Origin of the sequence: Microvirga puerhi, from assembly GCF_020089865.1 — a bacterium.
In the GTDB taxonomy this organism is placed as follows: Bacteria; Pseudomonadota; Alphaproteobacteria; order Rhizobiales; family Beijerinckiaceae; genus Microvirga; species Microvirga puerhi.
The window spans coordinates 152545-179273 of the sequence record NZ_JAIRBM010000001.1 but is presented as its reverse complement, the minus strand read 5'-3'; the positions used below and the strand labels follow the sequence as shown (position 1 = coordinate 179273).

Sequence of the window (26729 nt, the reverse complement as noted above, 5' to 3'; positions counted from 1 at the left end):
ACGGGACCGCGATCAATCACCGACCCATCGCCTCCTCGATGCCTGAAGGTGCGTATGCACCGCAGATTGCGCCAGAAGGGGATCCGATGCTTCCAGAGCTGCATAGATGACCTCATGTTCTGCGAGAGCGATCGACCAGGTATTGCGGTTGTCGAATCTCACGCTGAGTTGTGTCGAAAGAGGGCTGTGACGTTCGTCAAACAGGTCACGGACGATACGCGCGAGCACCGAGTTGCCAGAGAGCTCCGCAAGCGTGAGATGGAAGCGGCGATCGTGCTCAAGCGGATCGCGGCCGCTCGCAATCTCCGTCCGCATCGCCGTAATGGTTTCCCGAACGGCCGAGAGTCCCTCTGGCGTCATGCGTGCGCAGGCAAGCATCGCAACGACGCCTTCGACGACGGCGCGGGCCTGCATGAGCTCCGAGGGACTTTCCCCCATGGAACCCATCATGCTACCAGCCCGTCCGGCCATGGGGCAGACATAGACGCCGGAGCCTGACCGGATCTCAACGGTGCCGTCGATCTCAAGCGCGATCAGCGCCTCTCGAAGCGACGGCCGCGAGACACCAAGCTGCTGCGCGAGCTCACGCTCCGCAGGCAGGCGGCTTGCCGGCGGGAAATGCCCGCTCTGGATCAGCCCACGGATCTGATCGGCGATCTGCTGGTAGAGGCGCCTGGGCTCGACCTGCTTGATCTGACTCGACATGGCCAATGGTTGCATGCGGAAGGAATGGTTACAATTGGCCTTACCATAGATAGTTGCACTTGGCATGACAATTGGACTTATCGAGAGGCATTGGCACACCTGGCCAATACTCAATCGGGCCCGACTCGTCCGTGCCGACCAAATTGGCTTGACCAATTTGACGATGGGGACATAATCCCCCTGTTCGGACGGCCTGATCGCCTCCGAACCCGAAGAAGCCCGCGCAGAATGAGCTGGCCTGGTGACACCAGAGCGAAACCGGGAGGAACGATGCAGGATCGTCTCGCCTGTCTCGGCCAACGCCTCGAGCCATCGGCAACGATGATCGAGAACACTCCATGCTCGTCCGAAGGTCGAAGAGATCGTGACACTTATCATTGCGGACATGATGCCGACTATGGAGGCGGAACGCGAAGGACCCGGAGCGGCCGGCATCCCTCTCCACACCTACCCTATCCCGCGTGACGCACACTCTTCCAACAAGGCAGTCCATGAAAGCCTCCGACCGCCGATCCCTGCCCCGTAGAAACCTGAGCCTCACCGTCCTGGGTCTCGGCACCGCACCGATGGGCGGCCTCTATCACACCACCAGCTTTGCCGAGGCCGAGGAGACGATCTCCGCCGCATGGGATGCCGGCATTCGCCACTTCGACACGGCTCCCTATTATGGTTACACGCGCTCCGAACGACGCCTTGGCGCCCTGCTCTGCGAACGGGAGCGGGGGGACTATGTCGTCAGCACCAAGGCCGGTCGGCTCATGGTACCGGACGAGACAATCAGCGCGGACGAGAACGGCTGGATCCGGCCGCTGCCCTTTCGCCCCACTCCTGACTACACCTATGATGGCGTCCTACGCTCCTTCGAGCACAGCCAGCAGCGCCTCGGCATCATCAAGATCGATATTCTCTACATTCATGATATCGGACGCTATACGCACCGGGATCGGCACGAGCATTTTTGGTCGCAGCTCACGAAAGGCGGGGGGTTCAAGGCGCTCTCCGAGCTTCGAGGTGACGGCCGTGTGACGGCCGTGGGCCTCGGCGTCAACGAGACGGAGGTCGTTCATGATGCCATGCAGGAACTCGACCTCGACGTCACCATGCTGGCCGGCCGCTATACGTTGCTGGAGCAGGCAAGCCTTCCACTGCTCGACGAATGCGCCCGCGCGAGCAATGCCATCGTCATCGCCGGACCCTTCAATTCCGGCCTCCTGGTTGGCAATAACAAGTTCAACTACGAAGACGCCCCTGCCGATATCGTCGAACGATTTCATGCCCTGAAGGCCTTCTGCGCCGAATTTGCCGTGCCTTTACCCGTAGCAGCCCTTCGGTTTCCGATGGCTCATCCGGCCGTCATATCCCTCGCCACAGGCGCCCGCACGGCAGATCAGCTTCGGATGAATGTCGCCTGGTTTGAAGGCTCGGTTCCGACGCAGCTCTGGAAGACTCTGAAGGAGCAAGGTTTGCTGGCGGAGAACGCGCCTGTGCCGACCGAGGAAGGATGAACCTCATGCGGATCGATTCTCATCAGCACTTCTGGCTGATGCGCAATCGCATCGGCCAATGGCCTCCGCCCAAGCTCGCGGCGATCCATCGTGATTTCCTGCCAGCCGATCTCGAGCCTCTGCTAGCGGCCAATGGCATCGACGGCACAGTACTGGTCCAGTCCCTCTCGTCTCTCGACGATACGGAGTTCATGCTGCAGCTTGCGGATCAGCATGCGTTCATTTTAGGCGTTGTCGGATGGGTCGATCTAAAAAAGGAAGAGGCCCCGGCCCAGATCACGCGCCTTGCTGCACATCCAAAGCTCAAGAGCCTCCGTCCGATGCTGCAGGACATAGCGGATATCGGATGGATCGACGATCCCGCGCTCAATCCCGCGATCGCGGCAATGAAGCGCCATCAGATCTGCTTCGATGCACTGGTGATGCCACCGCATCTGAGAGCACTGACGGCGTTTGCCAAGCGGCATCCGAACCTCCCCATCGTGATCGACCATGGTGCCAAGCCGCTGATCGCGAGCGGTCACATGCACGACTGGCGGTCCGACATGGCGCGGCTCGCGGCCCTGCCGCACGTCCATTGCAAGCTGTCCGGCCTGTTGACGGAGGCGGGACAAAGACCGGAAGCGGCAGCGCTTCGACCCTATGTGGAGACCCTCTTCGATCTTTTCGGGGCAGATCGCATTCTGTGGGGCAGCGACTGGCCGGTTCTGCGCCTTGCGGGCGAGTATGGCGACTGGCTCGCCATGTGCATGGACTTCGTTCCAGCAGAATATCACGAGGCCGTTTTCGGCCTAAACGCCCTTGCCTTTTATCGACTTGGCGAGAACCGACAGCGATATCAAGATCGAGCTATGCGATGCTGACGATCATACATGAGACGCCCGGAATCTTCGTCGCTCGCGATCGAAGCTGGCTTGCGACTGCCGCGGCCGAAGGCGCAGATGATGCCATCCTTCGTCTCATACTCATATCCGGTTGCGCGCAAACGCTTTGAAGATCAAGAATAAGCTTTCAGGGAAGGGAACCGGCCTTGTCACTCCTTATCCTAGAAAATGTCGGAAAGGAATTTGGCGCCATTCGGGCCTTGTCGCAGGTGAACCTGACGATCAGGCCCGGTGAAGTCGTCGGTTTAATGGGGGATAACGGCGCAGGAAAGTCCACGCTCGTGAAGATCATTGCGGGCAATTTCCCGCCTTCCCATGGCAGGATCCTGTTCGAAGACCGCGAGGTGCATTTCGCGAGGCCCATCGACGCCCGCTCGGTGGGGATCGAGGTTGTCTATCAGCACCTTGCCCTTGCGGATAACCTGACTGCCTCCGCAAATGTCTTTCTCGGCCGGGAGCTCAAGCGAAGGGTTGGACCGTTCGCGTTCCTTGACCATGCGGCGATGAACCGACGAACGGCAGAACTCTTTCGCGAACTCAAGTCCGAAACACGACCTGACGATCTTGTCAGAGCCATGTCCGGTGGCCAGCGGCAGGCCGTGGCCATCGCCCGCACGCGATTGGCAAAGGCCAAGCTGATCCTTATGGACGAACCCACGGCCGCAATTTCCGTCAGGCAGGTGGCAGAGGTCCTGGATCTGATCCATCGGTTGAAGGATGCAGGAATCGCCGTCATTCTGATTTCGCATCGCATGCCAGACGTCTTCTCCGTTTGCGAACGCGTCGTGGTGATGCGGCGTGGCGTAAAGGTCGCCGACAAACCGATAGGCGATTCGAGTCCCGAGGAGGTCACGGCTCTGATCACAGGCGCCAAGGAGGCGGCATGATGAGCGACCTGTCTTCCGTGACCAACGCTAAAGCCGACGACAACGATTTTTCGAATGTGGGACGCGCTCCATGGTGGCGCCGTGGCTTCTTCGCCAGCCAGACGGCCTACGTCGCGACTGCTCTCGTAGTGATCATGGTCGTCATGTCGCTCCTGAGTCCGGCCTTCCTTAGCTCAGGCAACCTCGCGAATGTGGCGAAGAACTTTTCGTTCGTGGGCATTGTGACGCTGGGCGTCACGCTTGTGATCGTGACGGGAGGCATCGATCTATCCGTCGGGTCGACTATGGCCCTCTCGGCAATCATCTGCGCCATCGTCATGCAAGCCGTCAACGGGACTGTGCTCGACAGCATTCCTCTGGCTGGGATGCTTTTGTCCTTGGGCGCGGGCCTCGGTGTCGCTCTCCTGATCGGCTTGGCCAACGGATTTCTCATCGCCCGCGTCGGTCTCTCTCCCTTCGTCACAACACTTGGCATGCTGTCGATCGTGCGCGGTCTTGCCTATGCGGTCACCGAAGGGCGCGGACAGGCTCCAACCGGGCCCGATGTCGACCTTTTCTATGCGATTACCGATGGCAATTTGGGCGGCATCCCCGTCGCAATCATCTATCTTCTCGTTCTTGCCGTGATCGTCGGCGTTGTGCTGCATCATACCGCATTCGGACGTCATATCTTTGCACTTGGCGGGAATGAGCGGGCGGCTGCACTGACGGGCATCGCCGTCGAGCGCGTGAAAGTTGCGGTCTACGTCCTATGTGCTCTCTCGGCAGGTTTTGCGGGAATTCTCATGGTGGGATGGCTCGGTTCTGCTCCGGCGAACCTCGCTACGGGCTATGAACTGACGATCATCGCGGCAGCGGTCATCGGGGGCGCGAACCTCACCGGAGGCGTCGGCGGGCCGGCCGGCGCGGTGATCGGCGCCCTCCTCATCGAAGTGATCCGCAACGGCCTCGTGCTCGCCGGCATCAATGCTTACTGGCAGATCGTGCTCGTGGGCTGCATCATCATTCTCGCGGTGCTCGTCGATCGCCTGAGGACCATGCGGATGACGCCTTGACCCCCGTAATCCTCGCCCAAGCAGGGTCCTGCCGACGAGGATAACGAGGCATAGCGGCCGCCAGAAGCCGACCATGAGACTCCGGTCGCGGAGCGAAGCCAACCAGGAGGAAGAACATGTTGAAGCGACTGATCTTTGCTGCTGCCACGATTGCAGTGCTGACCGCCCCCGCGATGGCACAGCAGACCTATAAATTCGCCATCGTTCCGAAGGCGATGAACAATCCCTACTTCGACCTCTCCCGCGACGGATGCATGAAGCGGGCGAAGGAGCTCGGAAATGTCGAGTGTATCTACAAAGGTCCGGTCGAACACGAGCCTGCGAGCCAGGTGCAGATCATTCAGGATCTCATCAGCCAGAAAGTGGACGGCATTGCCATCTCCGTCTCGGATGCAGCAGCGGCAGTGCGCGTGATCAAGGCGGCTCGTGACGCTGGCATTCCGGTCATCACCTTCGATGCGGACGCTCCCGGCTCAGTGCGCCAAGCGCATGTGGGCACGGACAACCGTGCCATGGGCCGGGCTCTCGGCGAGGAGCTCCTGAAGCTGCGTCCCGACGGCGGCAAGTATGCGATGGTGTCGGGTGGCCCCGCCGCTGCCAACCTGAAGGAGCGCGTCGAAGGCGTGCGGGATGCCCTGAAGGGTTCGAAATGGACAGAGGTGTCCGGCTCGCCGACCTACTGCAACGACGATCTCGCGCTCGCCGTCCAACAAATGCAGGATCTCAAGACCGCCAATCCTGACCTTGGGGCAATCATCCCCGTGGGCGGCTGGCCGATGTTCGTCCCCGAGGCCTACAAGAGCTTCGTGAACAAGAACAAGGCTGCCATGGATCAGGGCAAGTTCACCCTTGTGGTGGCCGACACCCTGAAGGTGCAGTTGGAGCTGCTGCGGGATGGCTACGCCAATGCGCTCGTCGGGCAGCGCCCCTACGAGATGGGCGAAAAGGCCATGGATATTCTCCTGAAGCTCAAGAAGGGCGAGAAGGTCGACGACATCGTCTATGCGGGCATCGACCGTGTCACGAAGGAAAACGTCGCCTCGATGCTGAAATAGCAGGAGGTTCGGGAAATCGGACCGACCTGGAAAGGAAAAGCCCAGGCTCCGGGGCGAACGGGCGGGACGCTTTCCACGTCTCACGCCGCGCCTGCTACGGGCCTGGGCTGATTGGATACCAGACGGGCGCTCGCATCGTCAGGCGAGCGCAGGAACAGGCCGCGCCGGATTACATCCGTCCTGGCACGACCGCAGCGAAGCTTGGCGGTGACGCCCACCGCTCCGCAGTCCACAAGAATGTCCGCTGGGATAGGGCTGATATAGGGACGCCCTCCCCGGTGTGCAAGTGCGGGCCGGCGACTTCTCGTCGAGTAGGGCCGAGTCGGCCCAATCTCCGGATATTGGCCCTTTACAGCGGCGGTTGCCCGCTCGTGAGAGTACCTCGTGCATCTCGCAGTGGCGCGAGTTCGTCTCCGGTCAGGACGCCGTCATGGTTGGTGTCGAACTTGTCCCAGATGGCTCTCGCCACCTGTCCCATCTCGCGAACGGGGATCCTAGGGACCGAGCGACTGCCAAGCTTCTCCGGTGTGTAATAGTCATGGAGATAAGGGACGCTCAGATAATAGTGGATTTGCGCAGCGCGGGGATCGTCAGGAGGAAGCTTTCCGGCGTCGGTCTCTGTGAGAACACTATCTTTTCCAGCACTTGCCCGTGCGAATTCAACAGTCGTGGCGACGAATTGCTTGCGGTTCTTCGCGTTCAGCAATGCATTCAGAATGGGAGCCGGCAGAGTCGCCGCGATCTGCTCGCGCGACGCGTCCCTAATGGACTTCGGCAGAGCCGGAGCCTCCTTAGCGGTGACCTGAAAGGGAACGAGCACCATGACGAGAGCGGCGAGACGGATCGGGCGGAATAGGGTCATCCACTGCTCCTCCTTCGCGCCATGGAACCTGCGCGAAGTCATTCAACGGCTTGCCCTATCATAGAGGGGATTCTCGCGGCGACAAAGGTGCCAGTCGATGCCCGGATACAGTTCAGCCCGACACCTCGCGCCAGAATTGGCGCCCATCGTCGGGCGCCAATTCCGGGACTTTGGCCTGTCTAGGCCCGTACGAGGGGAGTATCGACCAGGTGCTCGACGAGGAACCAAGCCTGGAGCTCATTGGTGCGGATCACATTCGAGACGATAAGATCGTTCGTGCCATCATCTCCGAGATCCATCACGCGCTTCGCCGCATCATGGGCATTGATCAAAATGATCTCATGCGCTTCGAGCAATCGCGAGAGCATCGCCGGAACCTCTTCGCAACCGTTTGGCGCCCTCGGAACGTGCGTGATCTCGGCAACTTGCCTGGGATCGCCGATGGCAATGCCGCCCAGGGTCTGCACCCGCTCGGCGACCTCATCGATCAGCTTGTTCTGCTCCTCCGCATGCTTATCGAGCAGCAGATGGAGCTGGTAGAACGTCGGCCCACGCATCAGCCAATGATGCTTCTTGTAGAGAGCATAGAGAATTTGCGAATCGGCGAGGATCCGGTTCAGCCTTTCGCAGGAATAAAGACGCGTATCGTATGACAGGCCAATCGGGAACTGCCTCACGGTTCCAAACGCCTGGATCTCCCGCCCATGCTGATGAAGCCAGGGTTGGCTGCCCTGAGGAGCCGGGGCTTCATTGGTCCGTTTGGGTGTCGTCATGGCTGCCATTCCTTTCGACATCGACGCGCCGGATCTTCGGGGCGGTGCCCCGGCAACGTCACAGCTCGGTCAAGAGACGATTTCAGGGGCGGTCGCCACGCTGCAGGCGTAGACGACCGCAAGATCAAGCCGATTGAGGGGATGCGTGTTCCCACTCTTCGAGAAAATTGTTGCGGAAGATCGGGATTAATCCCGCGGCGCGTTGCAGCTGCCGCCCCTCTTCCTCGGCGATAAATGCTCTTCGAAGGCTGCCGCCCTATCCCAGCAGGTCGCGGATCGCGCGCATGAAGACGCGAGCACCGATCTCGATCAGGTCATCCGGGAAATCATAGTCCGGATTGTGGAGGCTCGGGTGGCCTTCCCCTGCCCCCAGGAAGAACATGGCGGCCGGAGCATGATCGCCGAAGCGCCCGAAATCCTCGGAAGGCCGCATCGGCAGATCCCCACGGTCGTGCTTCACACCTTCAGCGTCCAAGGCTTGCCGGAGACACGCCACGGCCTCAGGCGCGTTCTCGCAATGCCGAAACACATCACGATAAGCAATATCGACGCCAAGACCGGCTGATTGGGCAACCTTCAGAACTAAGTCCTCGGCCCGGCTCCGCAGATCATCCATGCGCGCATCGACTAAGGTCCGCAACGTCGCCCAGATCTCGGCATGGCCGGGCGCTACCCCGAAGGCGGGCTCGCCGATCCGCGCGTGCGTGACCGTCACCATCGAGAAGATGTCGTCCAAAGGGCCACCGCTGCCGAGTGCCGTCAGGGCCGGCATCAGCTGAGCGACGGCATTGACCGGCGAGAGCCCGAATTCCGGCATGGATGCGTGAGCTGTCTTTCCTGTGAGGGTGATCCGTATGCCCCTCGACGCGCAGGCGACTGGCCCTTCGGTGAGGGCGACTCTGCCGAGGGGCATCCCAGGCAGATTATGAAGTGCAAACACCATATCGGGCATGATTTCCCGAAATTTGGGGTCGTTCACCACGGCCGCAGCGCCGGACCCGTCCTCTTCGGCTGGCTGAAAGATGAGGATAGCCCGCCCACGCTGGGGGCGTTGCCGACCCAGTCCACGCCCGAGTGCCGCCAGGATCGCCATATGGCCGTCATGGCCACACAGATGAGCTTTGCCGGGAACGGCCGAGCGGTGGGGGAATGCCGAGATTTCCTCGATCGGAAGGGCATCGAGTTCGGCGCGGACCATCACGGTCGGCCCGGCCTCGTAGCCTTCATAGACAACCGCCACGCCATGTCCGCCGAGGCCTGTCACGATGCGGTTCGGCCCCGTCGCCTGCAAAAACTCCCTTACCTCGCTTGCGGTCCCGGCCTCCTGACCGGAGAGCTCGGGCATCCTGTGGAGCTTACGACGCCATTCCGCCAGCTCGACCATGTCTTGGTTTGTCAGGAACATGAGCACCCCACTCCATACGGGCCGACCATTTCCCGGGCGGACCCAGTGCTTTCCTACGATCTCAAGCCCTCGCCGAAAAGCCCGATACCGATCAGTCGAACCAGCATAGCTGCCCTGTGCTTTTCTTCTCTTGACGGCAGCGCCTTGCTCGGTCCCGATGGCGCCCACCAACAACCGGAGTCTTGGATGTCAGATCTCTCCGCCTTTCCGATTACCTCCCGCTGGCCGGCCCAGCACCCTGATCGCCTGCAGCTCTACTCGTTGCCCACGCCGAATGGCGTCAAGGTGTCCATTGCGCTTGAGGAACTCGGCATTCCTTACGAGCCGCACACCATCAACATCGGCCAGAACGAGACATGGACCCCCGAATTCCTGTCTCTCAATCCGAACGGAAAGATCCCTGCCATCATCGATCCCAACGGCCCCGGTGGCAAGCCGCTCGCCTTGTTCGAATCCGGCGCGATCCTGCTCTATCTCGCCGAGAAGACCGGCAAGCTCCTGCCGTCCGATCCCGCGCTCCGCTACGAGACCATCCAGTGGGTGTTCTTTCAGATGGCAGCCGTCGGCCCGATGTTCGGCCAACTCGGCTATTTCAACAAATTCGCAGGACGCGAGATCGAAGATAAGCGCCCTCTCGAACGCTACCGCGCCGAATCGCAGCGGCTTCTTGGAGTCCTCGAAACCCGCCTTACTGGCCGCCAATGGATCATGGGCGACGAGTACACCATCGCCGACATCTCCCTCCTGGGTTGGGTGAGAAACCTGATCGGCTTCTACGAAGCCCGGGAACTCGTCTCCTTCGACTCTCTCGTTCATGTTCCAGCCTGGCTCGAGCGTGGTCTTGCCCGTCCGGCCGTGCAGCGTGGCCTCGATATCCCCAAGCGTCCCTAGGGACACGCGGCATGTCTTGCGGGCACTGTCTATGCCCGCAAGGCCACCGCAGTGGATTGGCGGTAGGCCATGACGCCGGGGATGGTCGCCATGATGGCCGCAATGGCAAGAAGCCCGAATGCGAGCCACACATCCTGCATTGTGAGCATCACCGGTCCCACGATACCGCTGGCCTGCGAGAGCCATTGTGCAAAGACCCGCGCGCCTACGTAGCCCAGAGCCACACCTGATGCGACGCCGACCGCTACGAGCGCGAGCAGCTCACTCCATACGAGAGCGAAGATGGCCGAGCGCGGGGCACCGAGAGCGCGCAAGGCCGCGAGCTGCCGGCGTCGCTGCGCCAGATGCACGACGCAAACCAGCACAATGGCGGCGGCAACCAGCGCCTGGGTCGCCATCGCAATGACGGAAAGAACCTTGCGTACGTCCCCGAGGGTCGAGAAAAGACGGGTCAAGACCTCTGCGGGAAAGACCCCCAGCGTCGTATCCTTCCGGTATTCACTCCGCAGACGATAGGCATCTGCGATGGTCTTCGCCTTCACGATGATGGCCGGAATGCCTGGCGGGTTCACCCAGGGTGGTCCTATGCGTCCCGCTCCATGAGCTTCCGCATCGTCGGCGTCATGCTCGTGATCATGATCCGCGGCATCCGCGTGCTCGCTCACGGAGGCTCCCTCGTGTCCCTCGCCCAGATGGTGAATGCGCCAAACGCCTTCTATTGGCACGAGAATGGCCCGGTCCCACGGAGTACCGGTCTCCCGCATGCGGCCGACGACGGAGTATGAAAGCTCCCCATGTGTGTGGCCGCCTTCTCCCGGCAATCCGTGCAGAGGCTTGACTTGGTCCCCGATGGCAAGCGGGACGTTCGCGCCAATAACGGCTTCCGGCACAGCATCGAAGGCGCGTCCCTCCAAAAGCGTCTCGCGGCCATTGTCGAGAACGAAGGCTGCCGTGGTTCCCACCACAGGCATGCCATCGAAAGAATCGCCGAAGCCGACCGGCGCGGCCATGGCAACGCGCGGATCCGTCGTCAACGCCTGCAATACCGAGCCTGGAAGCAGCGTCAGCGGCGATGGCTGGAGAAACACAGCCGAGAGCACGAGTTGCGTATCGCTACCGGCAGCACCGATCACGAGGTCGAAGCGCTCAGCCGCCCGCGCACTTCCCAGACGCAGTGCCCTCTCCTGCAGATTCACGGCCATGCCGAGAGCCGTCGCCCCGGCGATCAGGAGCACGACAACGAGAGAACCGACCCAAAGGCGACGAAGATCGGCGAGGATGAATCTGAAAGGGATCATGCAGCCCTCGCGGCGGGCATCACAAGGCGTCCACGATCGAGACAGATGGTCCGGTCCATTGCCTGCGCGAGGTTCCCATCATGGGTCACGACGATCAGCGTGGTTCCCAGGCTTGCCGACAGGTCGATCAACAGGGAAATCACGCCCTTCGCACTCTCCGTGTCGAGACTTGCCGTCGGTTCGTCCGCGACGAGGATGCCTGGTTCCTGCTGGAGAGCGCGGGCGATGGCGACGCGCTGCATTTCCCCGCGTGACAGCGTCTCAACGCGCTGATCATGTCGTTCGATGCCGACACGCCGGAGCAGGCTTTCAGCCCGTTCCCGGCTGCCAGGAGGGAGGCGGAAAGATCGGAGCTGCTGAGGAAGCAGCACATTGTCACGCACGCTTAAGCCCGAAAAAAGATGAAAGTCCTGGAACACGATACCCACATGCCGCGCACGCCAAGCGTCGCGCTGCGCCTCCGACAACCTCGCGATATCCGTTCCACTCCAGAGAACCTGACCCTTACTGGGGCGCTCAAGACCCGTGAGTACATTGATGAGCGTCGTCTTGCCCGCGCCGGAAGGCCCCGTCACCGCGACCTTCTCACCGGCTGCGATGGAGAGAGACGGGAGATCAATGACGGGCTCGGCCAGTCCACGAACACAGACCGTCACGTCTCGAACCACGACGCCTAGCATGGCTAGACGGCCCTGAATTGGGCGCGCGTGAGACGCAGAAGGCTGACGAAGCCGGTCTCCGGGTCGGTCCAGGAGCCATATTCCAGGGTACCCTCTACTTCGATGGTGGCGTTCGACTGAACGAAGGTTTGCTTTTCGCCTAGATAGACGACCACGATGTCGCTTGGCCAATCAGCATCCGACGAGCAGAACGGACACAACGCCATAGGAATTTTGGTCAGCACGAAGAAGTCGGCTTCGGCCTTGAGTGGCGGCGCCATGAAACCGCGCATGCGCACCGGCAGCCCACTGAGCTGCTTCACTCGATCGGAGATGGTCATTCCGAGCACACCCACGGCGCCGTAAAGCTGCTCGAAGGTCAGCTCTGGAGAAGCAGCTTTCACCCCTCTCACGAAGATCGGAGCAACTCCGAGACCCGCGAACATATGACGGCGTGTAATCATTCTTGAGCGCGCCTTCCGAATATTGGGGGAGCTGGAGCGACCGGAGCCGCTCCAGCTCTGTTTCGCTACTTCTGGGCCTTCTGCACGGACGGGCCATTGCCGAGAGCCAGGGCCTCAGCCATCACGCGGAACACGTCCGTATTCTCCATATAGCCGTGGAACTTCTCGGAACCGGGTCCCTGAGCCTGCAGAACCACGTCGTCTACCGCATGCACGCCGGTATCCGCGTCCTTCGGCAGGTTGCCGACCCGGAGAACCGCACCGGGAACGCTCTTGTAGGCTTCGTTGGCGACGTACTGCTTCTTTTCGTTCTGAACTGCCGGGACGAACGGGTCATCGAGCTTCGGCCGGAAGGTCTCGTAATAGTCCGGGAAGTTGTTCGCGAACATGGCGAGGCGGCGGGACACGTCGACACGATCGGGATAACCGTCACCGTCGCTATCCGTGTAGTTCGGGAATCCGGCCTCGGCATAGGTGCCGACCTTTTCGCGCATCTCTTCGCCGGGCTTGTTGTCGTCAATGGTGCCGATGATCGACACACCGTGCGTATGATCGCCCGTCACGATGATGAGCGTATCGGGATGAGACTTGGCGAAATCCTGCGCAGCAGCGACAGCCTTGTCGAACTCGATGGTATCGACCAGCGCGCGTTCCCAATCGAGCGGATGGGACATCTTGTCGATGGAAGCGCCCTCAACCATCAGGAAGAAGCCTTCCGGATTGCGCGACAGCACATTCAGCGCCGACTGCATCATCTCCACCGTGCCCGGCTGGTTCGGGAACTTGCCGACGGTGCCCTTCTTCAGGAACTTCCGATCCAGCGTCACGTCCATATTGCCGGGATGGAAGAGACCGAGCAGCTTGCCGGTGTTGGATTCAAGTGCTGCTTTGGTCATTTCCTCCTCGGTGGTCGCAACCGCGTAGCCTGCTTCCTTGAACTTGGCGACATAGTCGATGTCGTCCTTGCGTTTGGAACCGGCAGTCGCCTTCGGCAGGAAATAGGCCGAACCGCCGCCCAGGAGAACCTCGGGCTTCACGTTGAAGAAGTCGGCCATCAGCTCGGCCTTGTCGGCGCGGCGACGGGTATGTCCGACGACTGCGGCGGGCGTTGCGTCCTGCAGCTCCGAGCCGGAGACGACGCCGATGGACATCTTCGTGTTGCGGCGAATGATTTCCGCGATCGTCTCTTGCTTGGGATGTTCAAGGGTGTTCTTGGCACGGCTGGCATAGACGCCGAGAGCATTCACAGCCGACTTGTGGCCAGTCATATAGGCGCTCATGGTATTGGCGCTGTCGGAGGCGATCGCATCCGTCGAGGAGGTCCCGATGAAGGCCATGGCGGGAAGGTCGTCCATGGCGAGACGGCCGTTCGCCTTCCCTTCCGTGTTGCCCTTGGACATGATGCGCGCGCCGGTGCGGTGCGCCACCGACAGGCCGTCGCCCAGCAGGAAGATGACATTCTTCACCTGCTTCTGGGCCGGAGTGCCATACACCGCCCACTTGACCTTCTTCGACAGGTCGCCAGCCTTCACCTCGATCACGTAGTCACCTGCGGCGCCAATGGCGGCATTCCGGATGATCAGGGATGAGGCGTCGGCGCCATCTTCTTTCTCAACATACGTGAGCGGCGCGCCAAGAACCTTCTCGGCATCCTCGCCGTTGATCGTCACCTTGACGTCTTTCTGGGCGACGACCTTCGGCAACTCCACCTTGAAGTCGAATTTCGAGCCCGACAGGATCGTCGCGCGATCGATCGGATAAATGGCCTGTGCATGGGCGACGCCCGGCACAGCCACAACGGCGAGTATCGCCAACCAACCATATTTCATTAGGGAGCCCTCGTGCATCCGCCACGAACAGTCTTGAACCAGTTCACCGCCGCATGAGGAAGCACGAGCGACGGCTTGATCCGGCGGATTACGCAAGTCCGGTGTCAGTTGGATGACAGGGCAGGCCGAAAGCAGCGTCAGATAAAGGAGGCGGGAACGGGTCCCGGTGCCGCTGGCGAGAAGCGGCCAACAAGGTGATGCCTCTCGCCCGGATAGGTGATGCGGGCTTCGGTCACGAAGGCGCCGGCCTGCCAGGTCCGGCGCTCCAGGACGAGGCAGGCTGCGCCGGTCTGAATCTGCAACCGCCGCGCGAGGGCACTATCCGCATTCACGGCCCTGACGACGTGCTGGGCGTCTGTCCACGGCACCCGCCGCAGCAGCCATGTTCCGGGGGGATCCGTATCGAAGGGCTCGTCAGCGGCCTCGGGAACCGTTCCGAGGTGGATCAACCGCTGCTCGTAGGCCCCAGGTAGTTCGTCCATGAGATGTAAAGTCGTCAGGGACAGCATCTCGGTCCCCACCGGCAAGCCGGTGCGCTGCGCACCCGCCGGATCGAGCTTCTCGATGGCGCGCTCGAGGATCTTGAAGCGATAGACCATGCCGGCCCGCGCAGCCTCGAGCGCAAAGTCCTGAATTTCCAGCACAGCCCGCTGTGTGCTCGGCTCAGCCACGACTGACCCGGCGCGTCTGCGCCGCGTAATGAGGCCATTGGCGGCCAAGGTCGACAGCACCTTGTTGACCGTCATCCGCGAGCAGCCATACTCGGCCATCAGCTCATGCTCGAAGGGGACGCGATGGCCGGGCGGCCATTCGCCGGACATGATACGCGCCTCGATGTCGTCACGGATGCGCTGATAGACGTGCTTTGCGCTGGAGGAGCCCTGTTTCGCCGCGGCCGTGGCGCTCATGATCGTATCCTTGCCACTGTGTGGGCATAACGCTCAGCGATCTCGCCCCGCAGGACATGCCGTCCATTTGCGACGACGGTTCTGCCGCCGACGATCACCGCGTCGATGGCAGCCCTGTCGGCGACGAAGACATAAGCGTCGATCACGGCATCCTCTGAAAGTCCAGCCAGGTCGGGATGGGCATCGTCGAGGATGACGAAATCAGCGCGATGGCCCGGTTCGAGGCGACCGATGCGCCGGCCGAGCGCCTGCGCACCACCGGCCAATGCCTTGTCGTAGAGGCTCCTCCCGGTCGACTGCCCCTCACGTTCAGCAAGCAGATTGCGGCCGCGATGCTGGAGGCGCTGGCTGTATTCAAACTGCCTGAGTTCGCCTGAAGCCGTGATCTGAACGTTCGAGTCCGATCCCACCCCAAAGGATCCGCCTGCCGCGAGGAAATCTACGCCAGGAAAGATTCCATCTCCGAGATTGGCCTCCGTAATGGGACAGAGACCCGCAACGGCACCGGAATACGCGAAATCCCTGATCTCGGCTGCATCGAGGTGGGTCGCGTGGACCAGGCACCAGCGGCGGTCGACATGAGCATGGTCGAGAAGCCACGCCACCGGCCGGTGTCCCGACCAGGCGAGACAGTCCTCGACCTCTTTCATCTGTTCCGCGACATGAATGTGGACAGGTCCGTCCTCCGCCAAATTCAGCACCGCATCGAGGCTCTCCGGCGTCACTGCCCGAAGGCTGTGAGGCGCAATGCCGACGACAGCATCGTCCATCGCACGCGCTATCTGTCGGGTGCGTTCGAGCAGACGGGCATACATGTCGACGTCGCAGACGAAACGCTTCTGGCCCTCATTCGAGGCGGCGCCTCCGAAACCTCCCTGGGCATAGAAGACCGGGAGAATCGTCAGGCCCATATTCACCTTTGCCGCCGCGGCGACAATGCGACCAGCCAGTTCGCCGATATCGGCATAGGGTCGGCCGTCCTGATCGTGATGCAGATAGTGGAACTCGGCCAGGGCCGTAAAACCGCCTTCGAGCATCTCCATCATGGCATACGCGGCCACGGCCTCGACGTCATCCGGCGTCAGATGGGCAAGAAAGCGGTACATGACCTGGCGCCATGTCCAGAAACTGTCGCCCGTGGGGCCGCGGGTCTCCGCAAGACCCGCCATTCCCCGCTGGAAGGTGTGACTGTGAAGGTTCGGCAGACCGGGAAGCGCAATGCCGGCGATCCGATCACGTCCAACGGGCGCGGCGCCGGGTGTTACGGACACGATTGTCCCACCTTCCACGTCCACCGCGACATCCTGCGCCCAACCGCCTGGCAGGAGCGCCCGTTCGAGAAGGAGCCTGCGTGTCCCTGACTCTGTCATCGGTCGATGCTTCCCCTCGTCTTCCCGCCGGATCTTGGCAAATCCACCGCAGGCAACAGAATAAGTCTAGACAATAAATTTTATTCGCGTTTATGTATAGACATTATTTGATGACCGGAGCAGGACCATGCGCTTCGACCGGATCTGGCTTAACGCCCGGCTGGCAACTCTCGCCGAGGGCTCTGGCGGCCTTGGCATCATCGAGAATGGCGTCGTCGCCGCCCAAAACGGACGCATCGCCTTTGCCGGGCCGCAAAGCGAGCTACCCGCTTCCTGGGATTCCGGGGAGCGGATTGACTGCGCGGGCCGGTGGATCACGCCGGGCCTGGTCGATTGCCACACCCATCTCGTCTTCGGCGGCGACCGGGCGCATGAGTTCGAGCTTCGCCTGAAGGGCGCGAGCTACGAGGAGATCGCGCGCGCAGGCGGCGGCATCGTCTCCACCGTCAGGGCCACACGGGCGGCCACAGAAGACGATCTTGTCACCAGCGCCCTGCCCCGCCTCGACCACCTGATCGCCGAAGGCTGCACGACGGTGGAGATCAAGTCCGGCTACGGCCTCGACGTGGATACCGAAGCACGCATGCTGCGCGCTGCCCGACGCCTCGGAAGGGAGAGGCAAGTCGCTGTGACGACGACGTTCCTTGGCGCGCATGCCGTGCCGCCGGAGGCGAATGGGGACAAGGACAGCTATATCGACAATGTCTGCAGAACGATGCTGCCGGCTCTTGCACGAGAGGGATTGGTGGATGCCGTGGATGCCTTCTGTGAAAGCATCGCATTCACACCGGAACAGACCGAGCGCGTGTTCAAGGCCGCTAAGGAGCTAGGTCTTCCTGTAAAGCTCCATGCGGACCAGCTGTCAAACTTGCATGGGGCCAAGCTCGCTGCCGATTATAGGGCTCTTTCAGCCGATCACCTCGAATACACGGATGAGGATGGCGCGGCAGCCATGGCGCGGGCGGGAACCGTCGCGGTGCTTCTCCCTGGTGCCTTCTACATGCTGCGGGAAACGAAGCTGCCGCCCGTCGAGGCGTTCCGCCGGCACGGCACGCGCATTGCTTTGGCGACCGATTGCAATCCCGGCACTTCACCGCTCACGTCGCTCCTCCTGACCATGAACATGGGGGCGACGCTCTTCCGGCTGACGATCGAGGAATGCCTCGCCGGCGTCACGCGCGAAGCAGCGCGCGCCCTTGGGCGCCTTAACGAGATCGGCACTCTGGAGCCCGGCAAATGGTGCGATCTCGCGATCTGGAACATCGAGCGTCCGGCGGAGCTCGCCTACCGCATCGGATTCAACCCATTGCATCATCGCGTCTGGAGGGGACATTGACCACATCTGTCACGCTTAAACCCGGTTCGGTCACACTGGCCGACTGGCAAGAGATCTATCGCGGCGCAGGTGTTATCCTTGATGAGCAGGTACGGCCCAAGATCGAGGCGGGCGCCCGCACCATCGAGGCGATCGTCGCCAAGGGCGAGCCGGTTTACGGCATCAATACCGGTTTCGGAAAGCTGGCCAGCGTCCGCATCGACTCGTCCGAACTGACGACACTTCAGCGCAACATCGTCCTGTCGCATGCAGCGGGCGTCGGCGCGCCTTTACCGCAACAAGTCGTGCGGCTCGTCATGGCGCTGAAGCTCGCGAGCCTCGCGCAAGGTGCGTCAGGGGTGCGTTGGTCGACGATCGAACATCTCCGGGCCTGCCTGGATGCCGGTCTCGTGCCGTTGATCCCGGGCCAGGGCTCTGTCGGCGCGTCGGGTGATCTCGCGCCGTTGGCCCATATGACCGCTGCCCTGATGGGCGTGGGAGCATTCCTCGTGAACAGCGAGCTAGTCCCGGCGGAGAAAGCTCTGCGTGCTGCGCAATTGGAGCCTCTTGTACTTGGTCCCAAAGAAGGCCTTGCGCTTCTCAATGGCACGCAGGTCTCCACCGCGCTGGCTCTAGCCGGCCTCTTAGAAGCAGAGAGGGTCTTCCAGGCAGCCCTGGTTACGGGGGCTCTTGCGACGGACGCGGCGAAGGGCTCGGACGGCCCCTTCGATCCGAGAATCCAGGCGCTTCGCCGCCATCGCGGACAGGCGGAGGTTGCCACCGCCCTGCGGGACCTGATGAAGGGCAGCGCCATTCGCGCGTCCCATCTCACCAACGACGACCGGGTGCAGGACCCCTATTGCCTGCGCTGCCAGCCGCAGGTGATGGGCGCTGTGCTCGACCTGCTGCGGCAGGCGGGCGACACCCTGGAGACGGAAGCCAATGGCGTTTCCGACAACCCTCTCGTTTTCGCGGAGACAGGAGAAGTCATTTCTGGCGGAAACTTCCATGCAGAGCCCGTCGCTTTTGCTGCCGACATGATCGCGATGGCGTTGTGCGAGATTGGATCGCTTGCGGAGCGGCGCATCGCCATGCTGGTGGACCCGGCCCTGTCGGGTCTTCCTGCCTTCCTCACGCCGAAGCCGGGCCTGAATTCCGGTTTCATGATCCCACAGGTCACCGCCGCCGCTCTGGTATCGGAGAACAAGCAGCGGGCTTATCCCGCGAGCGTCGATTCCATTCCGACCTCCGCTAACCAGGAGGACCACGTGTCGATGGCCACCCATGGAGCGCGACGTCTCGTTCCCATGGCGCAGAACGTCGCAAACGTGATCGGCATCGAATTGCTGGCTGCGGCACAAGGCTGCGATTTCCATGCTCCCATGCGGTCGAGCGTGCCGCTCGAGAACGCCCGGTCTGCCTTGCGCGCCAAGGTACAGCATCTCGACGACGACCGGCACATGGCGCCCGAGATGGAACTGGCCACTGCTCTCGTGACATCGGGAGCTCTTGCCGCAGCGGCAGGCGCCGTGATTCTACCATCGGTAGCAGCGAGGGCGGAATGACAAATTCCGCTGATCTTCCCTGGCTGACGATCAGGCGTGGCGACGCTCCATTAATCGTCAGCCTCCCACATACTGGAACCGATATCCCGGCGAATTACGAAGGTGACCTCGTCTCGCCATGGCTGTCCCGCAAGGATGCCGATTGGTGGATCGAGCGGCTCTATGATTTTGCGGCCAATCTCGGCGCCACCACGATCCGTACGGCGATCTCCCGGACCGTGATCGACGTCAACCGCGATCCCAGCGGCGCCTCCCTTTACCCGGGCCAGGCAACCACGGAACTTTGCCCCACAACGACGTTCGACGGAGAACCGCTCTACCGGCCGGGATCTGCGCCGACGGAGAAGGACATCGCAGTACGGCGGGAGCACTTCTTTGATCCCTACCATGCAGCGCTCCATGCGGAGGTGACGCGTCTGCGCGCCAAGCATTCGCATGTCGTGGTCTATGATTGTCACTCCATCCGCTCGGTCATTCCACGGCTGTTCGATGGCCCCCTGCCCCACTTCAACATCGGCACCAATGGCGGATCGAGCTGCGCTCTGGAACTCACCGAGGCAGTTGAGGCCATTTGCGGGGAAAGCGATTTCAGCCACGTCGTGAATGGGCGCTTCAAGGGCGGCTACATTACCCGAAGCCTCGGCCAGCCTGCGTCCGGCGTACATGCGATTCAGATGGAGCTCGCGTGCCGGGGCTACATGAATGAGCCTCTCGGCCCGGTGACGGAAAGCACTTGGCCGACGCCTTACGACGAGACCTATGCAGAACCGATGCGCGCCGCTCTCGCGCGTATTCTAAATGCCTGCCTCACATTTGCACAGCATAAGGCCTGAACGAGGAACGCCATGCACCGCATCGACAACGCCCGCGTGATCCGCGCTGCTCACGGAACCGACCTCTCCGCCAAAAGCTGGCTGACCGAGGCGCCCCTGCGCATGCTGATGAACAATCTCGACCCTGATGTCGCGGAAAAACCCGGCGAGCTCGTGGTCTATGGCGGCATCGGCCGCGCTGCGCGCGACTGGGACAGTTTCGACCGCATCACCTCGGCGCTCAAATCGCTCGAAGCGGACGAGACACTCCTCGTGCAGTCCGGCAAGCCGGTGGGCGTCTTCCGCACCCATCCCGACGCGCCCCGTGTGCTGATCGCCAATTCCAACCTCGTGCCGCACTGGGCCACCTGGGACACGTTCCACGAGCTCGATCGCAAAGGCCTCATGATGTACGGCCAGATGACTGCGGGATCCTGGATCTACATCGGCAGCCAAGGCATCGTGCAGGGAACCTACGAGACGTTTGTGGAGGTCGGCCGCCAGCACTATGGCGGAGACCTTGCGGGACGTTGGATCCTTACCGCAGGCCTCGGGGGCATGGGCGGCGCGCAGCCGCTCGCCGCGACCATGGCCGGCGCATCCTGCCTTGCCGTCGAATGCCAGCCGAGCCGCATCGAGATGCGGCTAAAGACTGGCTATCTCGACCGTCGCGCAGATTCCCTCGACGAAGCGCTTGCCATCATCGAACAATCCTGCCGGGACGGAAAACCGCTTTCCGTTGGCCTTCTCGGCAATGCAGCCGAAATCTTTCCGGAGATCTACCGACGCGGCATCCGTCCGGACGCCGTCACGGATCAAACCTCCGCCCACGACCCGATCAACGGTTATCTTCCCAAGGGCTGGACGCTGGCGGAATGGGAAGCCAAGCGCGAGACGGATCCGAAGGCTGTCGAGCGTGCCGCCAAGCACTCGATGGCCGAGCACGTGCGTGCTATGCTCGACTTTCACAAGGCCGGCGTGCCGACACTCGATTACGGCAACAACATCCGCCAGATGGCGAAGGAAGAGGGCGTGGCTGACGCCTTCGCATTCCCGGGCTTCGTGCCGGCCTATATCCGGCCGCTGTTCTGCCGCGGCATCGGTCCGTTCCGCTGGGCTGCGCTCTCGGGCGATCCGGAGGACATCTATCGGACAGATGCCAAAGTGAAAGAACTACTGCCGAACAACAAGCACCTGCACAACTGGCTCGACATGGCGAAGGAGCGCATCAAGTTCCAGGGACTTCCGGCGCGCATCTGCTGGGTCGGCCTTGGTGACCGCCACCGCCTCGGCCTCGCCTTCAACGAAATGGTCGCAAAGGGCGAACTCAAAGCACCGGTGGTCATTGGCCGAGACCATCTCGATTCAGGCTCGGTGGCAAGTCCGAACCGCGAGACCGAAGCCATGAAGGACGGCTCCGATGCCGTGTCCGACTGGCCCCTTCTCAATGCTCTGCTCAATTGTGCCTCAGGTGCCACGTGGGTATCCCTGCATCATGGCGGCGGTGTCGGAATGGGCTTCTCCCAGCATTCGGGAATGGTGATCGTCTGCGACGGCACGCCGGAAGCGGCGAAGCGCATCGAGCGGGTTCTGTGGAACGATCCCGCGACGGGTGTCATGCGTCATGCGGATGCGGGCTACGAGATCGCCATCGACTGCGCGCGTGAGCATGGCCTCAACCTCCCGAGCCTGCGCTGAGGCTGACCGATGCCGGTGCATGTGATCCGCTCCACCGATCTCACGAGAGTGCCCTGGAAGAATGGTGGCGGCACGACGGCGGAGATCGCCGTCTTCCCCACAGGTGCCGGATTCGAGACGTTCGGCTGGCGCGTCAGCATGGCCGATGTGGCGTCCGACGGGCCCTTCTCGGCCTTTCCAGGCATTGATCGGACGCTCATCGTCATGGAGGGCAACGGCATCGAATTATCCGTGGATGGAGTGCCATATCTGCTCGACGGGCCTTCCACAAAACTATCATTCCCAGGAGACGACCCGACGCTGGGCCGCCTGCTGTCCGGACCTATTCGCGACCTCAATATCATGACCCGCCGCGGTCAGTTCCGCCACCGGACAAGGATCGTGGAAGCGGGAACCGTCCTTCTCGCGGAGGATACTCAGGCCACGTTCATCGTCGTTCTCGATCCGCCCCTGGACGTGACCGTGAACGGCGAAGTCCACGCTCTTGGCCGCCTGGATACACTGATGCTCCAGGCCACACAGGACCTCATCCCGCTCTCCGGCAACGGCCGGGCAATCCTGATCGAGATCGCGCCCGCGGATGCGGCACGAAAGGGTGACATTCGGTCATGATGCGGAAAGTTGGGGCACCTCATCATGTCTATACATTTGACATCGACACGCAGGCGTGATGGCATTCGCTGACGCTCTTGCAAGGACCTGAAAAGATAAGAGACACGAACCAATCAGAGGGGTGTCGATGGGTCTTTCCGGCAAGGCGACAGGGTGACGTGGAGGTCAACAATGAAAGCGATCATAGGTGGTATGGCGTTGCTTGCGCTCGCGGCTGGCTCAGCCTCGGCGCAGGACACCAAGGTGGCCATCGGCATCTCGGGCTGGACAGGCTTCGCGCCGCTGACGCTCGCGCAGGAAGCCGGCATCTTCAAGAAGAACGGCCTCGACGTCACGTTGAAGAAAGTCCCACAGGCGAGCCGTCATCTGGCGATCCAGTCCGGGGATATCCAATGCGCCGCGACCACCGTTGAAACCTGGATCGTCTGGAACGCGAACGGCGTCCCCACGAAGCAGATCTTCCAGCTCGACAAAAGCTACGGCGCGGACGGCATGGTCGTGCGCAACGGCGTCGAGTCGATCAAGGACATCAAAGGCAAAACTGTGGCGGCCTCGGCGCCTGGCACTTCGCCCTACTTCGCGCTGGCTTGGATGCTCAAGAAGAACGGTCTTTCGGTGAAGGACGTCACGGTGGTGAACATGGAGCCGGGCCCTGCGGCCCAGGCTTTCATTGCCGGGCAAAACGACGCCGCGATGACCTACGAACCGTATCTCTCGTCCGTTCGCGCCGCACCGCAGGCCGGCAAGATCATCGCGACCACCCTCGATTACCCGATGGTGATGGACACGTTCGGCTGCACGCCGAAGTTCCTCAGCGACAATCCGAAGGCGGCCAAGGCACTGGCGGACAGCTATTTCGAAGCACTCGACATGATCGTCAAAGAGCCCGCGAAGGCAAATGAGATCATGGGCGCCGACGTGAAGCAGACGGGCGAGGCCTTCGCCGCCTCCGCCAAGTTCTTACGCTGGCAGGATCGCGAGGCGAACAAGAAATTCTTCGACACCGACTTCAAGACCTTTTCGAACGAAGCGGCCGATCTGTTGCTCGAAATCGGCATCATCAAGCAGAAGCCGGATATGAACGCGCTCGCCGATACAAGTTTCATTCAATAGGCCTTCGTTTCGCGGCAGCCCAGGACCTGGCGGCTGCCGCATCTCCATCTTCCTCCGTTACCGCTTGATGAAGGCGTCGCTCCGGCGCGGGCGGTAGGATCATGTTCATGAACCGTCCTCTCGAACCCGTCAGCCAGAGCGCACGTATCGTTCTCGGCATATCCTTCTTCGTGCTCTTCGTCGCAGCCTGGGCCTTCGCAACCCTCGGCGGCTACGTGTCCCGCACGTTCCTTGCCGACCCGATCACCATGGTCCAGGACGGCTGGCTGCTGTTGACCAAGTTCGGGTTTCTCACCGATATCGGCGTCACCGTTTGGCGTGTCCTCGGCGGCTTCGTCCTTGCAGCCATCGTCGCCGTTCCGCTGGGTATATTGATGGGGGCCTACAAGCCTTTCGAAGCATTCCTGGAGCCCTTCGTCTCGTTTGCCCGCTACCTTCCTGCGTCTGCTTTTGTGCCGCTGCTCATCCTGTGGGCGGGAATCGGAGAGATGCAGAAGCTGCTCGTCATCTTCATTGGCTCCGTGTTTCAAATCATCCTCATGGTAGCGGTGGCTGTCGGCAACACGCGTCGAGACCTCGTCGAAGCCGCATATACGCTAGGGTCGAAGGATCGTGGTGTCGTGCGGCGTGTGCTCATTCCGGCCAATGCACCGGAAATCGCCGAGATCCTTCGACTCGTGCTCGGCTGGGCCTGGACCTACGTGATCGTCGCGGAACTGATCGGCTCATCCTCCGGCATCGGGCACATGATCATCGACAGCCAGGCGCTTCTCGCAACCGGACAGATGATTTTCGGCATCATCGTCATCGGCATCATCGGCCTGATCTCGGACTTCATGTTCAAGGCTTTGAACCGGTCCCTCTTCCCATGGCGCCTCGCATGACCGCACCGATCCTGACCATCGAGAACGTCTCCCGCACCTTTCCCGGCATGCGCGGCGCGGCTCCCGTGCGGGCACTCGAGCCGACCAGCCTTGCTGTCGCAGAGAACGACTTCATCACCATCCTCGGTCCGTCGGGCTGCGGAAAGTCCACGCTTCTGCGCATCGTTGCCGGCCTTGATCGCCCAACGGAAGGCAAGGTCGTTCTCAAGGGCCAGGCCATCAAGGCGCCCGGGGCAGACCGGGGCATGGTCTTTCAGTCCTATACCCTATTCCCTTGGCTGACGGTCGCGGAGAATATCGCCTACGGCCTGCGCGAAAGGGATGTTCCGAAAAACGAGCGTCGGGAGGTTGTCGCGTCCTATATCGACAAGGTTGGACTGCGCGGATTTGAACAGCACTATCCCAAACAGCTCTCGGGTGGCATGCAGCAGCGGACCGCCATCGCGCGTGCCTTGGCGAACGACCCGGCGATCCTGCTGCTGGACGAGCCGTTCGGAGCGCTCGACAACCAGACCCGCTCGCTCATGCAGGAGCTTCTCCTCGGCATCTGGGAGCGGGAGCGCAAGACGGTCCTTTTCGTAACTCACGACATCGAGGAAGCCATTTTCCTGGCCTCCCGGGTGATCGTCATGACTGCGCGGCCCGGCCGCATCAAAGCCGACATAACGGTCGAACTGCCGCATCCGCGCCATTACACCATGAAGACAAGCTCTGCCTTCTCCGATCTCAAGGCCCAGCTTACAGAAGAAATTCGGATCGAAGCGATGCGGGCCAGCGAAGTTCATTGAGGCGAATTGCAACGTTGTATAGATGCGAATAGCCAAGTGCTCAGAACAAAGGCAATTGCGTGCGCAAACACACGCGCACGTAAAATGACTGTCTTGTTCGCACCCGCGAAGCGAGCATAACATGGTCGCCCGACTGTCACGTCGACCTGGCATGTTGGGTTCGCGGGAGGCACATGGCAGCCCGTGTTTCGGGCGGAGGCCCAGAATGGCTGCCGCCAATCCGGACGGAGGACGCCATGACGTGTCTGCGAGCTGCCGCTGTTGCCTCTGCGTTGTCGCTGTTCAGTTCCGCCGCACTCGCTCAGGCCCCGCCACCGCCGCAGGTGACGGTTGCTAAGCCGGTGGTCAAGGAGATCATCGAGCGTGATGACTTCATCGGCCGCTTCGAAGCCATCGACCAAGTCGAGATTCGATCACGAGTGTCGGGTTACCTCGACAAAATCCATTTTACCGACGGCGCAATGGTCAAGACGGGAGATCCGCTCTTTACCATCGATCAGCGTCCCTATCAGGCTGCACTGGAACAGGCCGAGGCCACCGTCGCCTCCGCACAAGTAAAGGTGGAGTTCGCCTCAAACGACTTGGACCGTGCAGAGCAGTTGCGCAAATCGGGCAACATCGCCGAGCAACTCCTCGACCAGCGCCGCACGAACTACCTGACCTCCCGCGCGGAGCTCGACCGGGCACAGGGCGCTCTCCGCAATGCGCGCCTGGACATTGAATTTACCGAGATCAAGGCCCCCATTGCCGGGCGCATCTCGCGCAAGCTGGTTTCTGTCGGCAATCTCGTGAATGCCAACGACACTGTGCTGACGAACATCGTGTCGCTCGACCCGATCCATTTCTATTTCGACGTGGATGAGCGCTCCTATCTTGCCTATACGCGTCAGGCGAGCGGCGGCACCCGCACATCCACCCAGGAAAATCCCAACCAGGTCCAGCTCACCATGACCGACGAGCGCCTGGCGCAGCGGACTGGCAAGCTGGACTTCCTCGACAATCGCCTCGACGCCGCAAGCGGCACCATCCGCGCCCGCGCCATCTTCGACAACAAGGATCTGTTTCTGACCCCTGGTCTTTTCGGGCGCGTCAGCCTTGCCGGATCAAATCCCTATATGGGCGTTCTCGTGCCGGACGAGGCCGTCAGCAGCGATCAGGATCGTCGTGTCGTCTATGTCATCGGGGAGAACGATACAGTTGCTCTGAGGCCCGTCCGCCTCGGACCGAAGATCGATGGATATCGGGTGATCAGAACTGGCCTGAAGGGCGACGAGAGTATCGTAATCAACGGTCTGGCACGCGTCCGCCCGGGCATGAAGGTGAACCCTCAGGTCTCCACGCTACCGCCAATCCGCGAAGCTCAGAACCGTAACCTGAACGAGTGACGGAGCG

The 26729-nt window shown here is 61.7% G+C and carries 25 protein-coding genes; 15 read left to right on the top strand and 10 right to left on the bottom strand.

The annotated features are described in order from the left end of the window. Positions 1-12 precede the first annotated feature (12 nt). Positions 13-705 carry a FadR/GntR family transcriptional regulator gene (locus K9B37_RS00860; RefSeq protein ID WP_224310908.1) on the bottom strand — a complete coding sequence of 231 codons (693 nt, stop codon included), beginning with the start codon at positions 703-705 and terminating at the stop codon, positions 13-15. Positions 706-1196: 491 nt separating this feature from the next. Here K9B37_RS00860 and K9B37_RS00855 point away from each other — a divergent pair, with 491 nt between their 5' ends. From K9B37_RS00855 to K9B37_RS00835, 5 genes are all read left to right on the top strand, one after another. Continuing rightward, the gene (locus K9B37_RS00855; protein WP_224310907.1) at positions 1197-2210 is read left to right on the top strand and encodes an aldo/keto reductase; all 1014 of its coding nucleotides are present in this window, start codon (positions 1197-1199) and stop codon (positions 2208-2210) included. 5 nt (positions 2211-2215) lie between these two features. After that, positions 2216-3073 (top strand): amidohydrolase family protein, encoded by an 858-nt coding sequence (locus tag K9B37_RS00850; RefSeq protein ID WP_224310906.1) that lies wholly within the window; start codon positions 2216-2218, stop codon positions 3071-3073. 167 nt (positions 3074-3240) lie between these two features. Further along, positions 3241-3981 (top strand): ATP-binding cassette domain-containing protein, encoded by a 741-nt coding sequence (locus K9B37_RS00845; protein WP_224310905.1) that lies wholly within the window; start codon positions 3241-3243, stop codon positions 3979-3981. Next, positions 3981-5036: an ABC transporter permease gene (locus K9B37_RS00840; RefSeq protein ID WP_224311181.1), complete on the top strand. Its 1056-nt coding sequence runs from the start codon at positions 3981-3983 to the stop codon at positions 5034-5036. Before K9B37_RS00845 ends, K9B37_RS00840 begins: the two co-directional genes overlap by 1 nt. Before the next feature lie 119 nt (positions 5037-5155). Then, positions 5156-6091, top strand: coding sequence for a sugar-binding protein (locus K9B37_RS00835; RefSeq protein WP_224311180.1), 936 nt, complete (start codon positions 5156-5158; stop codon positions 6089-6091). Between the two features lie 349 nt (positions 6092-6440). Here K9B37_RS00835 and K9B37_RS00830 read toward each other — a convergent pair whose 3' ends face one another. From K9B37_RS00830 to K9B37_RS00820, 3 genes are all read right to left on the bottom strand, one after another. Next, entirely contained in the window at positions 6441-6953 is a 513-nt protein-coding gene (locus tag K9B37_RS00830; protein WP_224310904.1) for an EF-hand domain-containing protein, read from the bottom strand. Between the two features lie 179 nt (positions 6954-7132). Continuing rightward, on the bottom strand, positions 7133-7726 hold the full coding sequence (locus tag K9B37_RS00825; protein WP_224310903.1) for a Dps family protein: 594 nt from the start codon (positions 7724-7726) through the stop codon (positions 7133-7135). Positions 7727-7982: 256 nt separating this feature from the next. Beyond that, the gene (locus K9B37_RS00820; protein WP_224310902.1) at positions 7983-9131 is read right to left on the bottom strand and encodes an amidohydrolase; all 1149 of its coding nucleotides are present in this window, start codon (positions 9129-9131) and stop codon (positions 7983-7985) included. A gap of 186 nt (positions 9132-9317) precedes the next feature. On the opposite strand from K9B37_RS00820, the gene K9B37_RS00815 reads away from it, so the two are divergent. After that, complete coding sequence (locus K9B37_RS00815; protein ID WP_224310901.1) at positions 9318-10022, top strand: glutathione S-transferase N-terminal domain-containing protein; 705 nt, start codon at positions 9318-9320, stop codon at positions 10020-10022. A 29-nt stretch (positions 10023-10051) separates the two neighbouring features. On the opposite strand, the gene K9B37_RS00810 is transcribed toward K9B37_RS00815, so the two are convergent. The 6 genes from K9B37_RS00810 to K9B37_RS00785 form a co-directional block, all read right to left on the bottom strand. Beyond that, positions 10052-11320, bottom strand: a complete 1269-nt coding sequence (locus K9B37_RS00810; RefSeq protein WP_224310900.1) for an ABC transporter permease — start codon at positions 11318-11320, stop codon at positions 10052-10054. After that, positions 11317-12000 carry an ABC transporter ATP-binding protein gene (locus K9B37_RS00805; RefSeq protein WP_224310899.1) on the bottom strand — a complete coding sequence of 228 codons (684 nt, stop codon included), beginning with the start codon at positions 11998-12000 and terminating at the stop codon, positions 11317-11319. The genes K9B37_RS00810 and K9B37_RS00805 overlap by 4 nt, the downstream gene beginning before the upstream one ends. Positions 12001-12002: 2 nt before the next feature. After that, entirely contained in the window at positions 12003-12443 is a 441-nt protein-coding gene (locus tag K9B37_RS00800) for a hypothetical protein (protein WP_224310898.1), read from the bottom strand. Positions 12444-12508: 65 nt separating this feature from the next. Then, positions 12509-14272, bottom strand: a complete 1764-nt coding sequence (locus tag K9B37_RS00795) for an alkaline phosphatase (RefSeq protein WP_224310897.1) — start codon at positions 14270-14272, stop codon at positions 12509-12511. Between the two features lie 137 nt (positions 14273-14409). Further along, positions 14410-15180 carry a histidine utilization transcriptional repressor HutC gene (gene hutC / locus K9B37_RS00790; protein ID WP_224310896.1) on the bottom strand — a complete coding sequence of 257 codons (771 nt, stop codon included), beginning with the start codon at positions 15178-15180 and terminating at the stop codon, positions 14410-14412. After that, complete coding sequence (locus K9B37_RS00785) at positions 15177-16550, bottom strand: formimidoylglutamate deiminase (protein WP_224310895.1); 1374 nt, start codon at positions 16548-16550, stop codon at positions 15177-15179. The genes hutC and K9B37_RS00785 overlap by 4 nt, the downstream gene beginning before the upstream one ends. A gap of 127 nt (positions 16551-16677) precedes the next feature. On the opposite strand from K9B37_RS00785, the gene hutI reads away from it, so the two are divergent. The 9 genes from hutI to K9B37_RS00740 all read left to right on the top strand — a co-directional run bounded on the left by hutI (position 16678) and on the right by K9B37_RS00740 (position 26722). Next, positions 16678-17886 carry an imidazolonepropionase gene (gene hutI / locus K9B37_RS00780; RefSeq protein WP_224310894.1) on the top strand — a complete coding sequence of 403 codons (1209 nt, stop codon included), beginning with the start codon at positions 16678-16680 and terminating at the stop codon, positions 17884-17886. After that, positions 17883-19430 (top strand): histidine ammonia-lyase, encoded by a 1548-nt coding sequence (gene hutH, locus K9B37_RS00775; protein WP_224310893.1) that lies wholly within the window; start codon positions 17883-17885, stop codon positions 19428-19430. The genes hutI and hutH overlap by 4 nt, the downstream gene beginning before the upstream one ends. After that, positions 19427-20263 (top strand): N-formylglutamate deformylase, encoded by an 837-nt coding sequence (gene hutG, locus K9B37_RS00770; RefSeq protein WP_224310892.1) that lies wholly within the window; start codon positions 19427-19429, stop codon positions 20261-20263. The genes hutH and hutG overlap by 4 nt, the downstream gene beginning before the upstream one ends. A gap of 12 nt (positions 20264-20275) precedes the next feature. After that, entirely contained in the window at positions 20276-21940 is a 1665-nt protein-coding gene (hutU, locus tag K9B37_RS00765; protein WP_224310891.1) for a urocanate hydratase, read from the top strand. 9 nt (positions 21941-21949) lie between these two features. Continuing rightward, positions 21950-22552 (top strand): HutD/Ves family protein, encoded by a 603-nt coding sequence (locus tag K9B37_RS00760; protein ID WP_224310890.1) that lies wholly within the window; start codon positions 21950-21952, stop codon positions 22550-22552. A gap of 171 nt (positions 22553-22723) precedes the next feature. Then, positions 22724-23665, top strand: coding sequence for an ABC transporter substrate-binding protein (locus K9B37_RS00755; protein WP_224310889.1), 942 nt, complete (start codon positions 22724-22726; stop codon positions 23663-23665). A 107-nt stretch (positions 23666-23772) separates the two neighbouring features. Further along, the gene (locus K9B37_RS00750; protein ID WP_224310888.1) at positions 23773-24549 is read left to right on the top strand and encodes an ABC transporter permease; all 777 of its coding nucleotides are present in this window, start codon (positions 23773-23775) and stop codon (positions 24547-24549) included. Further along, a complete protein-coding gene (locus K9B37_RS00745) occupies positions 24546-25337 on the top strand; it encodes an ABC transporter ATP-binding protein (RefSeq protein ID WP_224310887.1) in 792 nt (263 codons plus the stop codon). Before K9B37_RS00750 ends, K9B37_RS00745 begins: the two co-directional genes overlap by 4 nt. Positions 25338-25573: 236 nt before the next feature. Further along, positions 25574-26722: an efflux RND transporter periplasmic adaptor subunit gene (locus K9B37_RS00740; protein ID WP_224310886.1), complete on the top strand. Its 1149-nt coding sequence runs from the start codon at positions 25574-25576 to the stop codon at positions 26720-26722. The last annotated feature ends 7 nt before the right edge of the window (positions 26723-26729 follow it).

Excerpts from the sequence above, each read along its gene's own strand:
- K9B37_RS00740 (WP_224310886.1), top strand. The coding sequence starts at position 25,574 with ATGACGTGTCTGCGAGCTGCCGCTGTTGCCTCTGCGTTGTCGCTGTTC.
- K9B37_RS00855 (WP_224310907.1), top strand. The coding sequence starts at position 1,197 with ATGAAAGCCTCCGACCGCCGATCCCTGCCCCGTAGAAACCTGAGCCTC.
- K9B37_RS00805 (WP_224310899.1), bottom strand. The coding sequence starts at position 12,000 with ATGCTAGGCGTCGTGGTTCGAGACGTGACGGTCTGTGTTCGTGGACTG.
- K9B37_RS00800 (WP_224310898.1), bottom strand. The coding sequence starts at position 12,443 with ATGATTACACGCCGTCATATGTTCGCGGGTCTCGGAGTTGCTCCGATC.
- hutU (WP_224310891.1), top strand. The coding sequence starts at position 20,276 with ATGCACCGCATCGACAACGCCCGCGTGATCCGCGCTGCTCACGGAACC.
- K9B37_RS00830 (WP_224310904.1), bottom strand. The coding sequence starts at position 6,953 with ATGACCCTATTCCGCCCGATCCGTCTCGCCGCTCTCGTCATGGTGCTC.
- K9B37_RS00785 (WP_224310895.1), bottom strand. The coding sequence starts at position 16,550 with ATGACAGAGTCAGGGACACGCAGGCTCCTTCTCGAACGGGCGCTCCTG.
- hutC (WP_224310896.1), bottom strand. The coding sequence starts at position 15,180 with ATGAGCGCCACGGCCGCGGCGAAACAGGGCTCCTCCAGCGCAAAGCAC.
- hutG (WP_224310892.1), top strand. The coding sequence starts at position 19,427 with ATGACAAATTCCGCTGATCTTCCCTGGCTGACGATCAGGCGTGGCGAC.
- K9B37_RS00750 (WP_224310888.1), top strand. The coding sequence starts at position 23,773 with ATGAACCGTCCTCTCGAACCCGTCAGCCAGAGCGCACGTATCGTTCTC.
- K9B37_RS00825 (WP_224310903.1), bottom strand. The coding sequence starts at position 7,726 with ATGACGACACCCAAACGGACCAATGAAGCCCCGGCTCCTCAGGGCAGC.
- K9B37_RS00815 (WP_224310901.1), top strand. The coding sequence starts at position 9,318 with ATGTCAGATCTCTCCGCCTTTCCGATTACCTCCCGCTGGCCGGCCCAG.
- K9B37_RS00755 (WP_224310889.1), top strand. The coding sequence starts at position 22,724 with ATGAAAGCGATCATAGGTGGTATGGCGTTGCTTGCGCTCGCGGCTGGC.
- K9B37_RS00850 (WP_224310906.1), top strand. The coding sequence starts at position 2,216 with ATGCGGATCGATTCTCATCAGCACTTCTGGCTGATGCGCAATCGCATC.
- K9B37_RS00810 (WP_224310900.1), bottom strand. The coding sequence starts at position 11,320 with ATGATCCCTTTCAGATTCATCCTCGCCGATCTTCGTCGCCTTTGGGTC.
- hutI (WP_224310894.1), top strand. The coding sequence starts at position 16,678 with ATGCGCTTCGACCGGATCTGGCTTAACGCCCGGCTGGCAACTCTCGCC.
- K9B37_RS00820 (WP_224310902.1), bottom strand. The coding sequence starts at position 9,131 with ATGTTCCTGACAAACCAAGACATGGTCGAGCTGGCGGAATGGCGTCGT.
- K9B37_RS00795 (WP_224310897.1), bottom strand. The coding sequence starts at position 14,272 with ATGAAATATGGTTGGTTGGCGATACTCGCCGTTGTGGCTGTGCCGGGC.
- K9B37_RS00760 (WP_224310890.1), top strand. The coding sequence starts at position 21,950 with ATGCCGGTGCATGTGATCCGCTCCACCGATCTCACGAGAGTGCCCTGG.
- K9B37_RS00860 (WP_224310908.1), bottom strand. The coding sequence starts at position 705 with ATGTCGAGTCAGATCAAGCAGGTCGAGCCCAGGCGCCTCTACCAGCAG.
- K9B37_RS00745 (WP_224310887.1), top strand. The coding sequence starts at position 24,546 with ATGACCGCACCGATCCTGACCATCGAGAACGTCTCCCGCACCTTTCCC.
- K9B37_RS00840 (WP_224311181.1), top strand. The coding sequence starts at position 3,981 with ATGAGCGACCTGTCTTCCGTGACCAACGCTAAAGCCGACGACAACGAT.